Origin of the sequence: Mesorhizobium sp. WSM4935, from assembly GCF_029625735.1 — a bacterium.
Classification (GTDB): Bacteria; Pseudomonadota; Alphaproteobacteria; order Rhizobiales; family Rhizobiaceae; genus Mesorhizobium.
The window spans coordinates 778,203-794,698 of record NZ_JARTVR010000001.1; the positions used below are offsets into that span (position 1 = coordinate 778,203).

Sequence of the window (16,496 nt, forward strand, 5' to 3'; positions counted from 1 at the left end):
ATTCATCCTCAATGAGCACACGCGGCATCAACTTCGTCGACCGATGGGTGGCAGAGCACCTGCCAAATGCGATGACTGATGATCCCGTCGCCGTGAGCGACCAGGCCGACGAACTGATGAAAGCGGCTGAGCGAGAAGGCATCCCGGCCGCGGAGATCAACGAGGAAGTCGACAGCGTCTTCGAAGTGATCTTCGAAGCGATGGAGAACCGCGAAGGAAGCTTGGCGGGGTAGTCCGCGAATAACGCATATTACATACAAATTCGCTAAAATGCCCGGAACCGATCAGCCTTACGCGGCTTGAATCGCGGTTGTTGGGTATGTGCATGCGTAACGCCTCAGAGCGGTTGAAGTTCATCAAGCCGATGGAGCCGGTGCAAGTTGCGGAGCCGCCGGTCAGTGACGACTGGCTCCACGAGATCAAATACGATGGTTTTCGGACCCAGCTCGTCCTCGATTGGGCCGGCGCCCGCGCCTTCTCGCGGCATGGCCACGACTGGTCAAAGCGATATTGGCCAGCCATCCAGGCGGCAGAAATGCTTCCCGCGACGTCCTTCATCATCGACGGCGAGATGACCGCGCTCGATGCTGACGGCAAGCCGAACTTCCATGCCATGCATTCTCGAATGAAGTGGAACGCCGAGCTGCTGACCTTCGTGTCGTTTGACCTGCTGCACCTCGACGGTGAGGACCTTCGCGCGCTGCCGCTGGTGGAGCGGAAGGCGCGGCTCTGGAAGCTGGTGAAGCCGGCCGACGGCATCATCCAGTATAGCGTGCACGTCGAGGGCAACGGCGCCGATTTCTTCGGGGCCGTCGACAAGATGGGACTCGAGGGGATCGTCTCGAAGCGACGTGAGAGCCTCTATCGGGGCGGCAAGACCGAAGCCTGGGTGAAGGCGAAATGCTGGGACATCGGCGAGTTCGAGCTGCTTGGCATCAGGCGGGAGCCCGGCAAGCCTGCCGTCGCGCTGATGGCCCGTGATGGCAAATATGCCGGCGGCGCAATGATCAACGCAAACCGTTCCATCAAGGAACGGTTATGGCGGCGGGTCGAGGAGGCGAGGGCGAAGCAACCCGCTGGCATGCCGACTGCGGTCGTGAACGGTGTGGAATGGGTGAGGCCTGGCATCCTGGCGCGCGTGAAGACGCTGAGGGGTGAGGCGAAACTACGCCACGCATCAATGCTGGATTTCAGAGAGCGCTGAGACCTACATCGCCTTGATGCGCTTGATGTTGGCGAAGATCCCGCGGCCGGCGTCAGTCAACTCGAAATAGTCCGCATGGGGATTTGGAACCCGCCGGATAGTGCGCTCCTTCAAGCCCCGGAGGATCCCGGGCATGTTCGGATTGTAATAGCCTGGCTGCTCGCCCACGTTCTCGATGGCGCGCATATAGTCGTATTCGGCTTTTTTGTCTTTGCGGGTGAGGGCTCGCATCTGGTCTACCACGGCTGAATGAAGGGAAGGGCTCATTCAGGTCGCCGGCGCGCGCCGGCCATGGGCGCGTGTCAGCGACCGGTGGTAAAGAGGAAAGCCTGCAGCAGATGCTTCATGATTTTCCCGATAATCGATCCGGCGTTGCCTGTCCAGACCGGAGCGGTATCTTCAGCGCAACGGGTTCGAGAGGAGAATAACGATGGCCGTCGCCAAAAAGGACCAGGAGCGCGTCACCTATGCCTGGATGTATGGCCAGCAGGCCCGCAAGGACGGCAAGGAACGCTCGGTGCCGGAATACTGGACCGAGCATGCGGAAGCGTGGCTCCAAGGCTTCGACGGAGTGCCGCTGGGCAGCGAACCGAAGCCGGTGAGCGAGCAACTCGAGGCGGAACTGGACGAAGGCGCGGTCCGCACGCCAGAAGTTCGACTCTGAAGCTATCCGCCGAAGTGACGATCGGGTATAGCAAGCGGCAACATTTAGTTGAAAGACGTGGGCCGCGATGAATCGAGTTGAACTTCTCAAGCAAGTGTCATTCGGCGAGCAGGTCGCCGAAGACGAGGTGAATGAGCTTGCCGACTACTTTGTTGAAACCAACCAATGGGACAGGATTGTAGCGGGGAAGATTGATATTGTCCGAGGTGAAAAGGGTGGAGGCAAGAGCGCTATCTATGCGCTCTTGATGAGTAAGGCCGACGATTTTTTCGACAAGTCGATATTGCTAGTTCCAGCCGAAGCGACCAGAGGCCAGACCGTGTTCAAAGATTTGGCGGCTGACCCGCCAACTTCTGAGACAGAGTTTGTTACCCTTTGGAAGCTTTACATCGTGACCCTGGTTGCCCAGCAGCTTCGCGAGTTCGACGTTAAACACGACAGAATCAATGAAATCTATGACCCTTTAGAAGAAGCTGGACTACTTGAAAAGCAATTGAATCTGCGCAGCCTGCTGCGTGCTGCTCAAGACCTCGCGCGACGCATTGTGAAGGCCGAGGCATTTCAAGGGGAGTTGACGATTGATCCGAATACAGGTGCTCACACGTATGGGGGGAAAATCGTTCTCCGGGAGCCGTCTAAAGATCAGAAGTTGAAAGGGTATATTACAGTTGATCACCTTATCGAGGTTGTGGATGCGGTTTTAGCAGGAAACAGACTCAACGTCTGGATCCTTCTCGATCGATTGGACGTAGCCTTCCAAGACAACCACCAACTCGAAGAAAACGCGCTCCGCGCACTTATTCGCGCTTACGGGGACATTCGGGCTCACCCTCAAATTTCTCTCAAGATTTTCCTCCGCGAAGACATTTGGAAACGTATCGGCGCCACGGGGATGCGCGAGGCCAGCCATATAACGAAGTATGTTGTCCTCGACTGGAACCAATCGACCCTTCTGAACCTAGTTGTTAGGCGCATTTTGAAAAACGACGTTCTCGTGAAGGAATTCGGTCTCGATAAGGAACAAATCCTCAAGGACGCATCCCTTCAGGAAGAGCTTTTCTACCGATTTTTCCCCCAGCAAGTTGAGCAAGGACCACAAAAGTCGCCGACATTCAAATGGCTGGTCAGCCGGTGCGCCGATGGTACAAAAAGGACTGCGCCCCGCGAACTCATCCATCTGCTCCGAAGCATCCTGGACGAAGAGATAAAGCAATTAGAACGGGGCCGTCCCGCCCCTGACGGCGACCAACTATTCGACAGGAGCGTTTTCAAGGCTGCCTTGCCAGTGGTTTCTGACGCCAGATTGCACACCTACCTCTATGCAGAATATCCCAACGAAAAAGACTATGTCGCCAAGCTGGAAGGGCAGCGGACGGAACAGACGCCGGAGAGTCTCGCCGAGCTGTGGGGCATGAGCCGGTCGGCAGCGGCAACGAAGGCCGCGCGACTGGTTGAACTCGGCATATTCGAGGAACGCGGAACCAGAGAGCAGACCTCCTATTGGGTTCCTTTCCTTTACCGGGACGCGTTGAAAATGGTGCAGGGCCGCGCCGAAGCGGACGAGGAAGAGAACTAAGCTCGGGCGTTGTTCATGGTTCGGGTTCGAAATACTCCAGGATAATCACGTAGCCGGCGTCGACCCTCATGCGCGGGTCGTAGTCGGTCTGGTGATCAATTGCGTCGTGTTCCGGCTGCCAGATGACGTTAAGGACACGACCGCCATTGTCGGCGGCTTCGTTCAGCTTCATGTGGAGCACCGTTGGGTTGTTCGGGCACGTCTCGACAGCATAGCGCAGCGGCATGTGACATCTCCCCTCAGCTGAAAAAAGATTCCACAGACTGCCTTGACGATCAAGGAATTTGTTCCTTTTTTGTTCTGATGCCGGAGACCTATAGCCCAAAGGGACGCGATTACCCGCTGTCCGCCCTCAATGACACCATGCGCCTGGTGCGCGTGCGCTGTCGCTATTGCAAGCGCTTCCACAACTATCAGCCTTCCGACCTCATCCAGATCTTTGGCGATGTCGATGTCGACTCGCTTGCCGAGCGGATGGTTTGCGAGAGCGGCGGCCGGGATCACGGCCGGCTCGATATCGAGGCTTTTGCACCTACAGGCCGGGAAGCGGTCGGCCTGGTGATCCGGCAGCTCATCGGGTTCAAGGTCCAACGCATCCCAATTTGGCGAGAACGGCCATGAGTTTCCCCTTCAAGCTACCCGAGATCACCTATCCGCTGGTGATCGATACGGTCGGCAAGACCCTCGCCATGGGCGAGGAAATCAGCGTTCATTGCCACACCTATGGCTGTGGACACACCGGCCGGCTCAACCTGGTGAGCATCGCGCGTCGCCGCGGCATGAACTATTCGTCCGGTGAGGCCGCCCTGCGCGAGGTCATCTATTGCCCCCGTTGTCGCGAGGCTGGGCGCAACGACAAGAACGTCGGCTTCATCCACCACACCTTGGCCGACCCATTCTCGAAGTGGCCGCGCCAGCGGAACGACTACGCGAAGGCAAAGGGCGAGTAGCGTCGGTTGGGCCTTTCACCCATTAACCCTCCTGCGCCACAGCTTGATCAGTTGGTCGGCTATATCGATAACTGCGCCGGCCCACGCATCCTCAGCGTCACCGGGTCTAGCGGCTTGGGCCGCATCAAGCTTTGCAACCATTTTGACGATCTCCCCGTTTTTGAACGTGAGGTGATCGTCGGTATGCGCGAACCTGTTCCTGATTGCTCGTATCTTATGAATTTCGGCGGCTAAGGCCGGCGGAATGAAGCCGAAGGCTCGGGCTATCTTGATCTTGTGGGAGAAGGTCGATAGCGGGCCGTTCTCATAGAGCGACTCCAGCACATTGTTGGATTTTTCTGGCATGTGGGCCTGGAGGACCCTTGTGAGTATCCCTTCGAGCCATGCTGCCTCGGTCAGAACTCTCCCGATGACAGCGCGATCGCCCATGTCACGGAGCTGCTTTTCTAGACCGTCCATCGGACTTTCCACCGTCGGCTGACCGTGGCTTTTCTTCTCGTCATCTGTCATTGCGCCAGCGTAGCTGTGAAAATGTGGGATTGGCAAACCCCACCACCACATCCATTCGCCACGGGGACGGGGCAAGGACGCGCGCGGAGGCCTCCGCAGGTAGTGAGTGAAGGGCGGGGTGCGAAAAACCTCTGTACGGGGCTCTATTTCAATTCGCATCCAGACTGGCAACAATCTGGCAACAAAAACGGTGTAGCTCTCGGCAAACCGGTGTAGGCTGGAGCACGTGCCGAGCCCGTTTGGAACCACATTGGAAACAACGGGCCAAAACGGCGCAGGGTGTTAAAGGCGGCCGCAACGCCTTGCAATTCAAGGCGTCTGCGGTTATTCAGACGCCCGTCGGCTGCGGTAGCTCAGTGGTAGAGCACTCCCTTGGTAAGGGAGAGGTCGAGAGTTCAATCCTCTCTCGCAGCACCAGCTTTCCGAAGCACCGAAATGAGCCCCTCCGGCGATCGCGCCGGCTCAGTTGGTGACATGCGACAGCCGCAGGCCGGCTTCGTCCGTGGCCTCGGCCAGGCCTTCCTCCGCGAAGCGGAACATGTCCTCGAAATCCAGCTCACGCTCGAAAATGACACCGCCGACTTTGATCGCAAGCACGTCCTTGTCGCCTTTCGGCGCGAAATAGATCTCGCCGACCGTGCCGCGAATGCGCTCGCCGACGTCCTTGGCGTCCTCTTCGCTCGCGCCCGGGAGGAAGACGCCGAACATCGAGGTTCCGATCCGGCCGATCAAATCGTCCTTGCGCACCGCGGATTGGATGGCCGATGCGATCAGCCGCAAGGCTTCGTCGCCCCATTCGAGACCGAAACGCAAGTTGATCGATGCCAGATGTTCAGGATGGATGACCAGAAAAGCGCCCGACCTCGGACCGGCCGGTCTCGCCGCTCTCCTGTCGACCATAGAGGTGAACACCTTGCCGTTCAGGCAGCCGGTCAACTGGTCATAGGTGCCGGACCTGGTGAGTTCCTGGCGGTACCGGCGGATCTCGATCTGTTGCCAGCCGATGAGGGCAAACAGCGGCAGACCGATGACGATCGGCACGATGATCGCCGTAACGGCCCCGCGGCCGAACGGCGTCAGGCTGTCGCTGAAAAGCAGCAGGTAGTTGAGCGCGAGCGAAAGGCCGACGCAGGCGGCAGTGCCGAGCGCGGCCAGCAAGATGAGCTGCTTCCATGTTTGAACCGGCGCGGTCGGTGTTTTCGTGGTCAAGGGCCAATCTCCTGTTCGACGCATCGGCTTACAGGAGGTCGGTTACGATTTCGGTTTCACGGAAGCGTACAATTTGATGCAAGTCGGCATCTTCTCCATGGCAAGCGGCGGATGCGGCGCACTGGCTGCCGTTGGACCGGTCCAGGTTTTAGAGCAATTCCAGGAAAAGTGTGAGCGGTTTTCCGTTCGGAATTGCGTAAAAACAAGGAGATAGAGCATTTCACCCTTTCGGTGAAACGGTGAAACGCTCTAGAAGTGCCGAACCGCCCTGACCATTCTGCTTTCACGCAAGGTCCGGGACGGAACCGGCTGCCGACGTTCCCGCGGGCAGCGCTATTGCGGTGGGCCGAAGATGCCCATCCTGGCGTTTCTCGCCACCATTTCCGCCTTGCCGTAAATACCGGTGGGCGCGGCCATCGCCCAGCCGTTGGAAACCAGCCAGGCGCCGACATCCTGCTTGCCGAGGGCGCAGGGCGCGGCGATGGCGAAACGGTCGGCATCCGGCGGCAGGAGGCATTTGAGCGCCCAGCCGCGCAGCCAGGCGTTGAAAGCGGCGCGCGCCCGCTGGCCGCAGGGCCAGGCGGTGTCGTCGACCGTGCAGGTCCTGTCAGGGTCTATGTCGACCGTACCGCTGATGGCGACCGTGCGTCCCATGGCTTCGAAGACCGCCGCGGAAGTCGCGACCGGACGGAAGAGCAGCGTCTCATGCCAATCCTGCGGCATCGGCGTCTTCGGCGTTGTTGCAAGCCCGAGTTCGCCAAGTGGGGGGCGCGGCTCGATGCGCTCGATCCCGGATGGGTCGAGTGGCGGCGGCGCGATGAGGTTCTCGGCGATCTTGCGCGCCGGCTGGCCTGGTCGCCTGTCATGCGTCGGGGTAGGCCGGGCCGGCTTCGGGTCGCCGGCGCCCTGGACCGGCGCAACCGAAGGCGGGTTTGGCGGCAGCCAGCGCCCGCCCTCCGCGATCAGCACCATGCCTGCGAGCAGCCCGACGCCGCCCAGCGCGGACGCAAGCATGGGGCGACCGGGCAGGTTCGTCTGGCTCACGCGTGGCACTCCGCGGGATCGGGCCGGCGGTCGATGATGCTGCCCGAGCCCGAACCATTAGCTCCTGCCGACACGGCGCCGCCCCCGACCGTTGAACCGGATCATACATTAGACATGAGCGACATTCCTTGAAAAGCAAGGCGTTGCGTTAAGCGTCGCGCAACCAATGCCGCCTAGAATCGGCTGTCGGATGTCGAAGGGATGACGCGATGCGCAAGCCGATACTGCTTTTTGCCTTTCCGGCGCTGATGCTGCTTCTACTGGCGGCGGAGCGGATGGCGGCGCTGCTTCTCGGCTTCTATCCGGCGAGCCCCGCTGTGTGGCACGCCTGGCTCGAGCTGCGCCCGTTCTCGACCATGTTCTGGCAGCAGGCGCATGTCTATCTCGACGGGTCGATGGCGCTTGACGTTGCCATCATTGTCTTTGCGATCGGCGCCTGCTGGATGGCCAGCCGCTCGAAATGGTCCGGGGGTTTTTTCCTCGCCAATCACGCTGCCATGATTTTTGCCGGGCTCATGATGGCACTGAGCAGCCACGCGGAAACGGCGAGCACTATCGCCGCCTTCGTCACGCCCCATGGCCTTCAGTTCTCGGTGATGGTCGACCTAAGCTTGCAGAACTGCCTGGTGCTGTGCCTCGGTCTCGCGGCCTGCGCTTATTGCCACGTCGCTTTCCTGCGCGAGGCGAGACAGCGCACGGAAGTTCGCGCGGTCCGCGTGCTTGCGCTGCAGCGCGATCTTTAACCGGCCGGCCCACCGGGCTCAGTTGATCTTCTTGTAATAGACCTTGCCGTCGGGCTGCTGGATACGCTTATAGGACGGATTGGAGCCGGGAGGCGCGACCCTGCGCTTGAACGAGGGCTCCCCGTTTCCGGCGCCGACGCTTTCATCGACCGCTGAAGCGTCCGCCACCGTGGTGTTGCCAGCCATGGACGGCTCCGTCGGGCCGGGCGCCGGCTCGCTGGCGGCGACCGGCTGGCCTTGCTCCAGCTTGGCGATATTGCCGTTGATCTGGCCGAAATTCGCCTGCAACTGGCGGTCCAGCGTCTCGAACCGGCTCTGGAAGCCGTTGTTGACGGTGTCGATGCGGGCGCCGATGCGCTGCTCGAACTGGCCGAGTTGGTCCAGCCGCGCCTCCATGGTCTTGAGGTCGTTGACGCCGCGATAGAGATAGACCGCAGCCGTCACGTTGACGGCGGTGACAAGCAGCGCGCCGACCGCGATGACGCCGATCATCTTGGCCCGGCTGGGCGTTCCCGGGGCGGCCTCCCGGTGAACGAGTTCGATTGCCGGAACGTCCGGCTCGCTGATCATCGTCATTCAACCACCACCTTTGCGCCCACCGCGACGCGTTTGAAGAGATCGATCACATCGGTGTTCGTCAGCCGGAAGCATCCGGACGTGCCGTCGAAACCGACGCCCTTGGGATCGTTGGTGCCATGGATGCGATAGAGCGTGTCGTGCCCGTCGCGCGACAGGTAAAGCGCCCTCGCGCCGAGCGGATTGTAGGGACCGGCCGGCACCATCGCCGGCAGTTCCGGCTGGCGCGCGCGCATCTCCTTGGGCGGGCGCCATTCCGGCCATTCGGTCTTGGAGGCGATCTTGACCGTTCCGGTCCAGCCGAAGCCGTCGCGGCCGACGCTGATCTGGTAGCGCAGCGCCTGGCCCTGGCCCGTCACCAGATAGAGCGCCTTCTCGTTCTTACGGATGATGATGGTGCCGGGTTGCTCGTCGGTCTGGAAGGCGACCGTCTTGCGCAGGCTTGGGCCCATCGCGGGCAGGGGAGGTAGGCTCGACCCGGCCATCGCCACGTCGCAGGCCGACGCCAGCGCGATGCCGATCAGGCCGGCGGCGGCAAGACACCTGGCTGTGCGAAGCATTTGCTTTGCCGCAATTCCGGACGGAAGGCTACGGCGAAGTCCCCGAGCCTGACCGCTTCGCATTTTTCCTGGAATTGCTTTAGCGCTGGGCATTGTCCAGCCGCTCCTTGAACATGCGTTTTAGGTCCTTGTTGAAGCGCGCGCGTCCGTCCACCTCGGAAGGCAGGATGGCGCGGTTCAGCGCGTCGGCCAGAAGCGCGTTGTCCAGCGCCAGCGACTTGATGTGCGGCGCCTTGAAGATCTTCTCCAGCTCGCTGCGCGAGAAGTGGTTGCCGAACCATTTGCGCTTGTGCTTGTTGGCGACCAGCGTGATCGAGACGCCATTGCCGCGCAGCTCGCGGATCTTCTTGTAGAGCCGCTTGCCTTGCCTCAGCGAGGCGACGTTGAGCTCGAAGACGATGAAGATCTCGTCGCTCGTCCTGAGCACCGAATCGTGCCACGGCGTCTCGATGTTGGGCAGGTCGATGACGATGTCGTCGAAACGGTAGGCGACGAGATCGAGCAGCCGGAAGACGAAGTCCGCCCCCTGCGGCTCGAACGGCAGTTGCGGCCGCTCGAAGGAGTAGAGCGTGAGGCCTGACGGCCGCGACAATTTGATGACGTCCATGAGCTCGACATCGAGCCGGTCCGGCTGGCCGATGATGCCGGAGAGGTCGAACTGGTTGAACTGGTTGAGATAGGCGCCGCAATTGGCGCTCTGGAAATCGAGGTCGACGAGGCAGGTCGCGGCCGCCCGCTCGGCCGATTTCGAGGCGAGGTGCTCGGCCGCCGAGATCGCCAGCGTGGTGGCGCCGGCGCCGCCGCTCGCGGCAATGAAGGTGATGATGCGGCTCTTGGTGCCCTGGTTGCCGGTGTCGTGGAAGGTGACGGCGTTGAGCAGCTCCTTGGCGTCGAGCGGCTTGTGCAGCCAGTCGGACGCGTTCATGCGCACCAGCACGCGCGTCTGCTCGGAGGTGAGCTCGTCCGAGATCGCGATCAGCGGCACCGAAGCCCAGGCCGCGCGCGCCTCGACGATTCCCGCATTGCCGAGCAGCTCGCCATTGCCGAGATCGAGGATGATGATGCCCGGCCGGCTGTCGGCCGGCGGCCCCTTCAGGAACTCCGCTGCGTCCGAGACCTTGACGTCATAGATCGCCAGCGCGTCGAGCCGCGTGGTGACATCGCGCTTGAAGTTCGAATCGGACGAAAACAGGGCCACCTGTTTCCGCTTGGTCGGGAGAACTCTGGTGTCGATGGCGTTCATGGGAACGTACTCTTTAAATCTTCACCCGTGACTGTACTCAGCATGGAGGGCATGTTGACGTTCGCGAAGCCCATCAGTCCCTGAAGGAAGAAGAACTGGAAGGTCCGGTTCTGAAGACTGACCGTGATCGTCGGCACTGGGCCACCGAGGCGGGTCTGATAGCCGAGCCCGGTTGCCGTATAGGTGACGACGACGTTGCTGCGCAGCAGGCCCGAGAAGAAGTGGCACATTCCGGGTCTCTGGATGCCGGTCAGTGCAGGACATGCGTCGTCGTTGGTATTGGCCGTGTCGCCGCGGAAGATCCGGCTGAAGGCAGCAGCGCTGAATCCACCGTTGTTGGTGCAAGATCCGGTGGTACCGGTGTAACTGCAGACGAACGGACCGTAGGCGTCGGCGACGACCGGCGCGCCAGGATTGGCCGTTGGTGCAGCCGTCGCAAGATTGGCCGCAACGGGATCCGATATGGATGCCAGTCGCGCTCCTATCTGCACGGCCTTGGTTGCCGCGTTCCACTGGTAAAAGGCATAGCCGAAGTCGACGAAGCCGAGCGTCAATGCAAATAGAAGGGTCGAGACAATGGTCATCTCGACCATGGCCGCGCCCTCTTCGGATTTTGCGAACCCCCTTATCATCGTCAGAACCGCATCAACCGTTCTTGGTGGGAGCCGCTAAGGGTGATCGGCCCAATGCCGATGAGCGCCAGCATGCCTATTCCGGTATAGGGATAAGTGCCGGAGGCCTGGACGACGCAGACTTGCGCGGTCGTGGATCGATACTGCGTGACGCCGTTAACCACGGCATCGTGGCAGCCTGTTCCGATCGTCACGGTGACATTGGTTGTGAGCCAGCCGGGGACCCGTGCGGTGCCCGAGCCAGCCACGTTGCCGAACACCGCGATGTTGGTCGCGAGGTTCGCGCAGTTTATGGCTGCCAGCCCTGCATCCGTGTAAATCTGGCTGTTGCAACGTGCGCCGAAGCGGGCACCATCCGAAAGACCAGCTTCCATCAACAGTTTATCGTGGATGAGATTGCCGAATTCGAACACCCCGGCTGAAAGCGCGAGCATCAATGGGGCGACGAGGGTCATCTCGACCATCACCGCGCCGCGTTGGTCGCGCCGGAATTTTGCAAGGTGACGCAGGGCAAGGCGAAGCATTTTCATCACCGGTAAAGTTGGGCTTCGTCGCGCAGGAAGCTATCCAAGGTCCCCTGACCGCCGCGACCGGTGATGTCTACGAGTTCGACAAAGACCGACCCGCCTGCGTTGGCGCCTGGAACGGGTTCGGTCAGGAAGAAGCTTGCGAAAGCCTCGACGGGGAGATTGGTGCTGTTGCCGTTCAAATCGTTGCCGGCGGCCTCAAGCGCATTGCAGTTGAGGATCGCGCCGTAAAGCAAGCGTCGATCGACAGTTGTCACAGGTGGTTGGCAGGAACTCGGCGGCGTTCCTACCTCGCCGCCCGTTGAGGCGACCCCCACCAAGTTATTCGCGATCTCGTATTGGTAGACCTGATATCGGGTCGGTTTGCTGGTGTTCCAGGAAGAGGGATAGCTGGTTCCTCCGAAATTGGTGCTCCAATAGCCGGACAGGTTCCAGTTCCCGTCGCCCATCCGGCCGCCCATATATGGTGTCGTGCCGTCCCTCGGCAGGCCCATATTGCCCGTCGCGTTGAATGTCAGTTGATTGTAGTTGGGACATTGGTTGCTATTGCCATTGCCATTCCCGTTGCCGCCGGTCGACGCGCCCTTCCGCACATTCGAGGCAGGGCCGTATTCCGAACTGTTGAATGCATTGCCGTTGGCATTGATGCCGAAACGCACGTTGAATGCATCCTGGATCGGGCCGGTGTTCTGGCCGGTCTTGGTGCTCACGCCCTGCGCCGAATAACAGCCGATAGGCCTCGATGTCGCGATCGTCTGCGCGAGACCCTGCGCGCCATTGCCGACGGTGTCGGGCGGCGCCAGGAAGCCGAAATTGCCCGGGCCGTATGCGGCGTTGTTGCCCACGGTGCGAAGTTCGATGAGCCGCCGACGAATGGAAGGATCCGATGCCGCTTGCTGCAAGGTGACGCCGCCGGCAGCATTGGTGCCGTTGACCATTTCATAGGGGTTGCAGATGAAGACCGGCGTATAGTTGCAGACACCCGAGGTAAACCCTGCGACAGAGGTCGCGCCGACATTGAAGCTGTTGTTCGCGGTGCTTCCTGTCAAGAACGACGCCGGGAATATGGCGGCGAAGCCAACGGGCGTCACGGTGACGCGCACGAACCTTGCGTTCGGCGCATCCGTCACTTCGTCGGTGATGATGTTGGCTGCTGCGATCGCAGTGCTGTCCGACGCTGGAAGCGACCGAAGATAGGCCCTCGTCACTCCCGCGGCGAGCAACGTTTGCGGGACGTTGGCCGTGGAGAAAGTATATTGGTTGCTCACCAGGGTCGCTAGAGCCCGGTCGGCGCGGACAATCGAGTCGGTTCGGCCATCCAGTTCAGCAGCCGCGGCCAAAGCCATGGCATCGCCTGCCTTCTGCAGGTCGTTATGCATGTTGTTGACCCGGCTCATATCGATCGCAAGCAGCGAGAAGCCGATGATCGCCGGCAGCATTATGCTGACCAGCAGCAGCGCTACGCCTCGCTGATCGCGCCAAAATCTGCGAATGGTCCCCAACATGACGCTACCCTTTACCCCTCGGTGTCAGGCTCCTCGCATTCCCTGATACAACCGCTTCCTTTCGTTCATTTCACTGTGTGGCCGCACCTGTCGGACCCACGTTGACCGTCATGTTTGTTGTGGGCGCCGGGGAGGGCGGAAGCTTGTATCTTTGCACAACGCCAACCGATCGTGCGCCATCGCCTTTGATCTTCGTGTTGCTCGAAGCCGGGTTGTACGGATCGACGGTCTGCAGCAGCTGGTTGGCGTTCTGCGAGTCGCCGGAAGCCAGCGTCATCGTGTCGTAATTGTTCAAATAGTCGGCCGCGCAGCCCGCAAGCAGGCTGGTGCCGAGAAGCACGACCAGGAGCTTACTTTTTGACATAGACCAGCTTGTCCTTCGATTTCACATCCAGCATGTGGCCGTAAGGGCCGGTGACGCCGTCGCCATGCTCATATTTGCGGATCATGTCTTTGCTGACTTCGAGTTGGCCAAGCAGCATGAGTTCCGGATCGTTGGCCGGCCTCGTCTTGTCGAAAGGCGTGGCCAATTGCTCGCCAGGCTTCACCGGGCGCACCAGATGCGGCGTGACGATGACGACCAACTCCGTCTCTTCCTTCTGCGTGCTAGAATTCTTGAAAAGCGCACCGATGATCGGTACCTGGCCAAGCCAAGGCACCTGATCCTGAAGCCTCGTGTTCTTGCTGGACAACAATCCGCCAACGGCGAAGCTCTGGCCGTCGCGGAGGTCGACAGTAGTCGCCAGCTTGCGGTTGGTGAAGATTGGATCGCCGGCGGGCGTGAAGCCCGTCAGGTCACTGACTTCCGGCGCCAGCTTCATATGGATCTTGCCGTCGTCCAGCACGACAGGCGTGAAGTTGAGATTGACGCCGAACTGCTTGAATACGATTTCGATCTCACCCTGGCTGTTGACGCTGCGGATCGGCACCTCACCGCCGGCGTTGAAGCTGGCGGTTTCGCCGGAAACCGTGGTGAGGTTTGGTTCGGCCAGCAGGCGCACGACGCCCTTCGACTCCAGGGCCTCGATGATCAGGTCAACCTTGACGTTGCTGTCGATGATGCGGGTAATCAGCGCTCCGAACGGACTGGCGGTCGACAGCAGGCCACTAATTAGCTCCCCATCGCCAAGCACGACCGAATTGCCGTCGTCGTCCTTCGATATGGCGCCTATTCCGGTTCCGGTTCGGGTCGTGCCGCTCCTGTTCGTGCTCCTGAAGGACACCCCGAGATCGCGACCGGCATTGCGCTTGGCTTCAAGAATACGCACCGAAAGATTGACCTGCTCGCTATCATCGATGGTCACGGCATTGATGATGGCTTCGGGGCCATATTGCTGGGTCACCTCGACGATCTGCGCCAGCGTCGCTGCGTCCTTGACGTGGCCGCTCAGTCGCACCTTGCCGTTGATCGACCCGATCTCGATACGTGCTTTCGGCGCCACCTGGCGGATCGCGGCCGCCATGTCGCTGACATCCTGGCCGACCTCGATCTGGATGGCCCCCAGCGAGCGCTTGTCCTCGGAAAACAGGTTGACCGTGGTGGTGCCGAGACTCTTGCCGATAATGTAGAGTGTCTTGTCGGTCATCGGTTGCGCGTCGGCGATCTTCTCGTCGCCGACGACGATATCGCCCAACGTCGCGTTGACCGTGATTGTCGTGGACTGAGAAATGGGCACGAACACGCGATGGAGCGATGGGCTCGACACGTCTATGAAGCGGTCAGCCGCTCTCGCTGACTGGCCGGCCGTTGCCGACAACGCTACGGAGAATAGCGCGGCCGCCGCTATCCTCATCCAAATCCCCTTCATCCCTCGTCTCCCATTGCTGCCTGTGGGCAGCCCCTCGTTTACCGCCCGCTTTCTAGCGTTGGCGCGGCACGTCATACGTTTCGAGCTTTACGCCCCGGAACACGCCAATTGTGGCTCTTGCGGGCGGTTCGGGCTGCACATATTTCACCGGCTCGGCTGGGGGGGGCGGCTGCACGACCACGACTGGTTTTGTCTTGCTTAACTCGTCCACCTGGCTGCCGACGCGTTCCACCGCTTTGGCCAGTCCATCGATCTTAGCATCGGCGCGCTGGCGATCCGCTGCAGCCGCGGCATCGGCCGCCGCCTGCTTCTGGGCTTCCGCCTGGCGCTTGGCGACATCCTCCGGCGTGTCGCCCGTGAGATCCGAAAGCGTTATACGCTCGGTCGATTCTGCTTTGCTGGCGGCTGCTTGACGGAGCGCCAGCGACAACTGGCCGGCATCTGCTGCAAGAGTGAGCTTTTGCGCATCTTTGGTGCTGACTTCGACGGTCACCGCCTTCACGACAGTGGGGCTGTCCTTGCTTTCGTCGGCCACCTGGTCGACGGCGAGCACCTTGACGCTCTGCAGCAGAACGTCGACGTAGCTCTTTTCCGGGCCGCCATCGTTATGCGCGGTGCGAGTCAACAGCACGTCGACACGGTCACCGGGGAAGACGAATCCGGCGACGCCGAGCACGTCGTTCACCCGGATGGAAACGGCCTTCATGCCCTCCGCCAGCACGGCTGAAAGTGTGGCGCGTTGGCCTGGGCCTGTAATCTTGGTGGCAAGCACGGGTTCATTGACGCCAATCGCCTGAAGCGCCTGCTTGGCTCCGTCGCCAGCCAGAAGATCTTTTGTCGTCTTGAAAGCGCCGGCCGGGACCGCGCCTGCAGGCCAGGGAATCTCGCGCAATTTGTCCGCGCTGAGAGAATCTCCGAATTTCAGCGGCACGGCGGCTACGACCAGCGTGTCGCGATTCACGTCTTCCGTTCGAGCCATGGCGCTGCGCTGATTAGCGAGCCAAACGTTGGCAAGAACAACCGCCAGGACCCCAAACACGCTGGCAAGAACAATCATTATAAGAGTATTTGCGCGCATTTCCTGCCCCCACCCACGTCGCTCAGCTCGCCGACACGGGTTCCGTGCCCGTGCCGGCGAAGCGACTTATGCATTTACGGCAGTGCCGCCTGCAGCGTTGTCCATTGGCCGACAACCCAGTTGCCGACAAGGATAATCGTGGCGATCACCGCCACGGTGATAATGCCGAGCAGGATGGTGTATTCGACCATAGCAGCGCCATTTTCGTCGCCGCTGAACTGCCGGGACATTGCCATGAGCTTCTTCATGCCAACTCTCCCTTGGAGTTTGAACCCGACGAGACGAGTCAAGGATGTAATCTAGACTCGAGCATCCCTCGTCGCCTTTAATCCATCTAGGCATCGGCGCCAGAAAGCCGGCGCCGATGACTGCTGATCAAATTACGGCAGCGCGGCCTGCAGCGTCGTCCACCGCCCCACGACCCAGTTGCCGACAAGAATGATCGTGGCGATCACCGCCACGGTGATTATGCCGAGTAAGATCGTATATTCGACCATAGCAGCGCCGTTTTCGTCGTCGCGGAACTGCCGGGCCATCGTCATGAGCTTCTTCATGCCAATTAACTCCCTTTGGAGGTTTGAACCCGACGAGACGAGCCTAAGGATGAACCCCATACCCAAGCATCCCCCGTCACTTTCAATCCTAGGTCGCGCAAAAAAGCTGAGTC

The 16,496-nt window shown here is 60.6% G+C and carries 23 protein-coding genes and 1 tRNA gene; 8 read left to right on the forward strand and 16 right to left on the reverse strand.

Features of this window, described 5'->3' with window-relative positions:
- Nucleotides 1–11 precede the first annotated feature (11 nt).
- Nucleotides 12–233, forward strand: a complete 222-nt coding sequence (locus P9273_RS03790; protein WP_278047682.1) for a DUF768 domain-containing protein — start codon at nt 12–14, stop codon at nt 231–233.
- Between the two features lie 92 nt (nt 234–325).
- A complete protein-coding gene (locus P9273_RS03795) occupies nt 326–1,204 on the forward strand; it encodes an ATP-dependent DNA ligase (RefSeq protein WP_278047683.1) in 879 nt (292 codons plus the stop codon).
- A gap of 3 nt (nt 1,205–1,207) precedes the next feature.
- On the opposite strand, the gene P9273_RS03800 is transcribed toward P9273_RS03795, so the two are convergent.
- On the reverse strand, nt 1,208–1,471 hold the full coding sequence (locus P9273_RS03800; protein WP_278047684.1) for a hypothetical protein: 264 nt from the start codon (nt 1,469–1,471) through the stop codon (nt 1,208–1,210).
- A 163-nt stretch (nt 1,472–1,634) separates the two neighbouring features.
- On the opposite strand from P9273_RS03800, the gene P9273_RS03805 reads away from it, so the two are divergent.
- Nucleotides 1,635–1,868 (forward strand): hypothetical protein, encoded by a 234-nt coding sequence (locus tag P9273_RS03805; protein ID WP_278047685.1) that lies wholly within the window; start codon nt 1,635–1,637, stop codon nt 1,866–1,868.
- Between the two features lie 67 nt (nt 1,869–1,935).
- On the forward strand, nt 1,936–3,444 hold the full coding sequence (locus P9273_RS03810; RefSeq protein ID WP_278047686.1) for a P-loop ATPase, Sll1717 family: 1,509 nt from the start codon (nt 1,936–1,938) through the stop codon (nt 3,442–3,444).
- A 13-nt stretch (nt 3,445–3,457) separates the two neighbouring features.
- Here the strand turns inward: P9273_RS03810 and P9273_RS03815 are convergent, their stop codons facing one another.
- Nucleotides 3,458–3,616 carry a hypothetical protein gene (locus P9273_RS03815; RefSeq protein WP_278047687.1) on the reverse strand — a complete coding sequence of 53 codons (159 nt, stop codon included), beginning with the start codon at nt 3,614–3,616 and terminating at the stop codon, nt 3,458–3,460.
- An 11-nt stretch (nt 3,617–3,627) separates the two neighbouring features.
- On the opposite strand from P9273_RS03815, the gene P9273_RS03820 reads away from it, so the two are divergent.
- Both P9273_RS03820 and P9273_RS03825 read left to right on the forward strand, forming a co-directional pair.
- Nucleotides 3,628–4,065 carry a hypothetical protein gene (locus P9273_RS03820; protein ID WP_278047688.1) on the forward strand — a complete coding sequence of 146 codons (438 nt, stop codon included), beginning with the start codon at nt 3,628–3,630 and terminating at the stop codon, nt 4,063–4,065.
- Entirely contained in the window at nt 4,062–4,394 is a 333-nt protein-coding gene (locus P9273_RS03825) for a hypothetical protein (RefSeq protein WP_278047689.1), read from the forward strand. The genes P9273_RS03820 and P9273_RS03825 overlap by 4 nt, the downstream gene beginning before the upstream one ends.
- Before the next feature lie 15 nt (nt 4,395–4,409).
- Here P9273_RS03825 and P9273_RS03830 read toward each other — a convergent pair whose 3' ends face one another.
- Nucleotides 4,410–4,904: a DUF4145 domain-containing protein gene (locus P9273_RS03830; RefSeq protein WP_278047690.1), complete on the reverse strand. Its 495-nt coding sequence runs from the start codon at nt 4,902–4,904 to the stop codon at nt 4,410–4,412.
- A 342-nt stretch (nt 4,905–5,246) separates the two neighbouring features.
- Here P9273_RS03830 and P9273_RS03835 point away from each other — a divergent pair.
- A tRNA-Thr gene (locus P9273_RS03835) sits at nt 5,247–5,321 on the forward strand.
- Nucleotides 5,322–5,366: 45 nt separating this feature from the next.
- Here the strand turns inward: P9273_RS03835 and P9273_RS03840 are convergent.
- Together P9273_RS03840 and P9273_RS03845 are read right to left on the reverse strand one after the other, a co-directional pair.
- Complete coding sequence (locus P9273_RS03840; protein WP_278047691.1) at nt 5,367–6,113, reverse strand: GGDEF domain-containing protein; 747 nt, start codon at nt 6,111–6,113, stop codon at nt 5,367–5,369.
- 333 nt (nt 6,114–6,446) lie between these two features.
- Nucleotides 6,447–7,157: a thermonuclease family protein gene (locus P9273_RS03845; protein ID WP_278047692.1), complete on the reverse strand. Its 711-nt coding sequence runs from the start codon at nt 7,155–7,157 to the stop codon at nt 6,447–6,449.
- 209 nt (nt 7,158–7,366) lie between these two features.
- Here P9273_RS03845 and P9273_RS03850 point away from each other — a divergent pair, with 209 nt between their 5' ends.
- Nucleotides 7,367–7,900, forward strand: a complete 534-nt coding sequence (locus tag P9273_RS03850) for a hypothetical protein (protein WP_278047693.1) — start codon at nt 7,367–7,369, stop codon at nt 7,898–7,900.
- Between the two features lie 18 nt (nt 7,901–7,918).
- Here P9273_RS03850 and P9273_RS03855 read toward each other — a convergent pair whose 3' ends face one another.
- The 11 genes from P9273_RS03855 to P9273_RS03905 form a co-directional block, all read right to left on the reverse strand.
- Complete coding sequence (locus tag P9273_RS03855) at nt 7,919–8,476, reverse strand: hypothetical protein (protein WP_278047694.1); 558 nt, start codon at nt 8,474–8,476, stop codon at nt 7,919–7,921.
- Nucleotides 8,473–9,036 carry a L,D-transpeptidase gene (locus P9273_RS03860; RefSeq protein ID WP_278047695.1) on the reverse strand — a complete coding sequence of 188 codons (564 nt, stop codon included), beginning with the start codon at nt 9,034–9,036 and terminating at the stop codon, nt 8,473–8,475. Before P9273_RS03860 ends, P9273_RS03855 begins: the two co-directional genes overlap by 4 nt.
- Nucleotides 9,037–9,115: 79 nt before the next feature.
- Entirely contained in the window at nt 9,116–10,279 is a 1,164-nt protein-coding gene (locus P9273_RS03865) for an AAA family ATPase (protein WP_278047696.1), read from the reverse strand.
- Entirely contained in the window at nt 10,276–10,872 is a 597-nt protein-coding gene (locus P9273_RS03870; protein ID WP_278047697.1) for a TadE/TadG family type IV pilus assembly protein, read from the reverse strand. Before P9273_RS03870 ends, P9273_RS03865 begins: the two co-directional genes overlap by 4 nt.
- 41 nt (nt 10,873–10,913) lie before the next feature.
- A complete protein-coding gene (locus P9273_RS03875) occupies nt 10,914–11,435 on the reverse strand; it encodes a TadE/TadG family type IV pilus assembly protein (protein WP_278047698.1) in 522 nt (173 codons plus the stop codon).
- A 5-nt stretch (nt 11,436–11,440) separates the two neighbouring features.
- Nucleotides 11,441–12,943, reverse strand: a complete 1,503-nt coding sequence (locus P9273_RS03880; RefSeq protein WP_278047699.1) for a pilus assembly protein TadG-related protein — start codon at nt 12,941–12,943, stop codon at nt 11,441–11,443.
- Between the two features lie 70 nt (nt 12,944–13,013).
- Nucleotides 13,014–13,307, reverse strand: coding sequence for a hypothetical protein (locus tag P9273_RS03885; RefSeq protein ID WP_278047700.1), 294 nt, complete (start codon nt 13,305–13,307; stop codon nt 13,014–13,016).
- A complete protein-coding gene (locus P9273_RS03890) occupies nt 13,294–14,751 on the reverse strand; it encodes a type II and III secretion system protein family protein (protein ID WP_278047701.1) in 1,458 nt (485 codons plus the stop codon). The genes P9273_RS03885 and P9273_RS03890 overlap by 14 nt, the downstream gene beginning before the upstream one ends.
- Before the next feature lie 52 nt (nt 14,752–14,803).
- The gene (gene cpaB / locus P9273_RS03895; RefSeq protein WP_278047702.1) at nt 14,804–15,829 is read right to left on the reverse strand and encodes a Flp pilus assembly protein CpaB; all 1,026 of its coding nucleotides are present in this window, start codon (nt 15,827–15,829) and stop codon (nt 14,804–14,806) included.
- A 74-nt stretch (nt 15,830–15,903) separates the two neighbouring features.
- Complete coding sequence (locus P9273_RS03900) at nt 15,904–16,077, reverse strand: Flp family type IVb pilin (protein WP_278047703.1); 174 nt, start codon at nt 16,075–16,077, stop codon at nt 15,904–15,906.
- A gap of 132 nt (nt 16,078–16,209) precedes the next feature.
- Entirely contained in the window at nt 16,210–16,383 is a 174-nt protein-coding gene (locus tag P9273_RS03905) for a Flp family type IVb pilin (protein WP_278047704.1), read from the reverse strand.
- Nucleotides 16,384–16,496: the final 113 nt, after the last annotated feature.

What these genes read in the sequence shown, in the direction of transcription:
- P9273_RS03795 (WP_278047683.1), top strand. Translation starts at nt 326, where the DNA reads ATGCGTAACGCCTCAGAGCGGTTGAAGTTCATCAAGCCGATGGAGCCG.
- cpaB (WP_278047702.1), bottom strand. Translation starts at nt 15,829, where the DNA reads ATGCGCGCAAATACTCTTATAATGATTGTTCTTGCCAGCGTGTTTGGG.
- P9273_RS03905 (WP_278047704.1), bottom strand. Translation starts at nt 16,383, where the DNA reads ATGAAGAAGCTCATGACGATGGCCCGGCAGTTCCGCGACGACGAAAAC.
- P9273_RS03825 (WP_278047689.1), top strand. Translation starts at nt 4,062, where the DNA reads ATGAGTTTCCCCTTCAAGCTACCCGAGATCACCTATCCGCTGGTGATC.
- P9273_RS03850 (WP_278047693.1), top strand. Translation starts at nt 7,367, where the DNA reads ATGCGCAAGCCGATACTGCTTTTTGCCTTTCCGGCGCTGATGCTGCTT.
- P9273_RS03860 (WP_278047695.1), bottom strand. Translation starts at nt 9,036, where the DNA reads ATGCTTCGCACAGCCAGGTGTCTTGCCGCCGCCGGCCTGATCGGCATC.
- P9273_RS03830 (WP_278047690.1), bottom strand. Translation starts at nt 4,904, where the DNA reads ATGACAGATGACGAGAAGAAAAGCCACGGTCAGCCGACGGTGGAAAGT.
- P9273_RS03870 (WP_278047697.1), bottom strand. Translation starts at nt 10,872, where the DNA reads ATGGTCGAGATGACCATTGTCTCGACCCTTCTATTTGCATTGACGCTC.
- P9273_RS03890 (WP_278047701.1), bottom strand. Translation starts at nt 14,751, where the DNA reads ATGAAGGGGATTTGGATGAGGATAGCGGCGGCCGCGCTATTCTCCGTA.
- P9273_RS03865 (WP_278047696.1), bottom strand. Translation starts at nt 10,279, where the DNA reads ATGAACGCCATCGACACCAGAGTTCTCCCGACCAAGCGGAAACAGGTG.
- P9273_RS03805 (WP_278047685.1), top strand. Translation starts at nt 1,635, where the DNA reads ATGGCCGTCGCCAAAAAGGACCAGGAGCGCGTCACCTATGCCTGGATG.
- P9273_RS03790 (WP_278047682.1), top strand. Translation starts at nt 12, where the DNA reads ATGAGCACACGCGGCATCAACTTCGTCGACCGATGGGTGGCAGAGCAC.
- P9273_RS03810 (WP_278047686.1), top strand. Translation starts at nt 1,936, where the DNA reads ATGAATCGAGTTGAACTTCTCAAGCAAGTGTCATTCGGCGAGCAGGTC.
- P9273_RS03885 (WP_278047700.1), bottom strand. Translation starts at nt 13,307, where the DNA reads ATGTCAAAAAGTAAGCTCCTGGTCGTGCTTCTCGGCACCAGCCTGCTT.
- P9273_RS03855 (WP_278047694.1), bottom strand. Translation starts at nt 8,476, where the DNA reads ATGACGATGATCAGCGAGCCGGACGTTCCGGCAATCGAACTCGTTCAC.
- P9273_RS03900 (WP_278047703.1), bottom strand. Translation starts at nt 16,077, where the DNA reads ATGAAGAAGCTCATGGCAATGTCCCGGCAGTTCAGCGGCGACGAAAAT.
- P9273_RS03880 (WP_278047699.1), bottom strand. Translation starts at nt 12,943, where the DNA reads ATGTTGGGGACCATTCGCAGATTTTGGCGCGATCAGCGAGGCGTAGCG.
- P9273_RS03875 (WP_278047698.1), bottom strand. Translation starts at nt 11,435, where the DNA reads ATGCTTCGCCTTGCCCTGCGTCACCTTGCAAAATTCCGGCGCGACCAA.
- P9273_RS03800 (WP_278047684.1), bottom strand. Translation starts at nt 1,471, where the DNA reads ATGAGCCCTTCCCTTCATTCAGCCGTGGTAGACCAGATGCGAGCCCTC.
- P9273_RS03815 (WP_278047687.1), bottom strand. Translation starts at nt 3,616, where the DNA reads ATGAAGCTGAACGAAGCCGCCGACAATGGCGGTCGTGTCCTTAACGTC.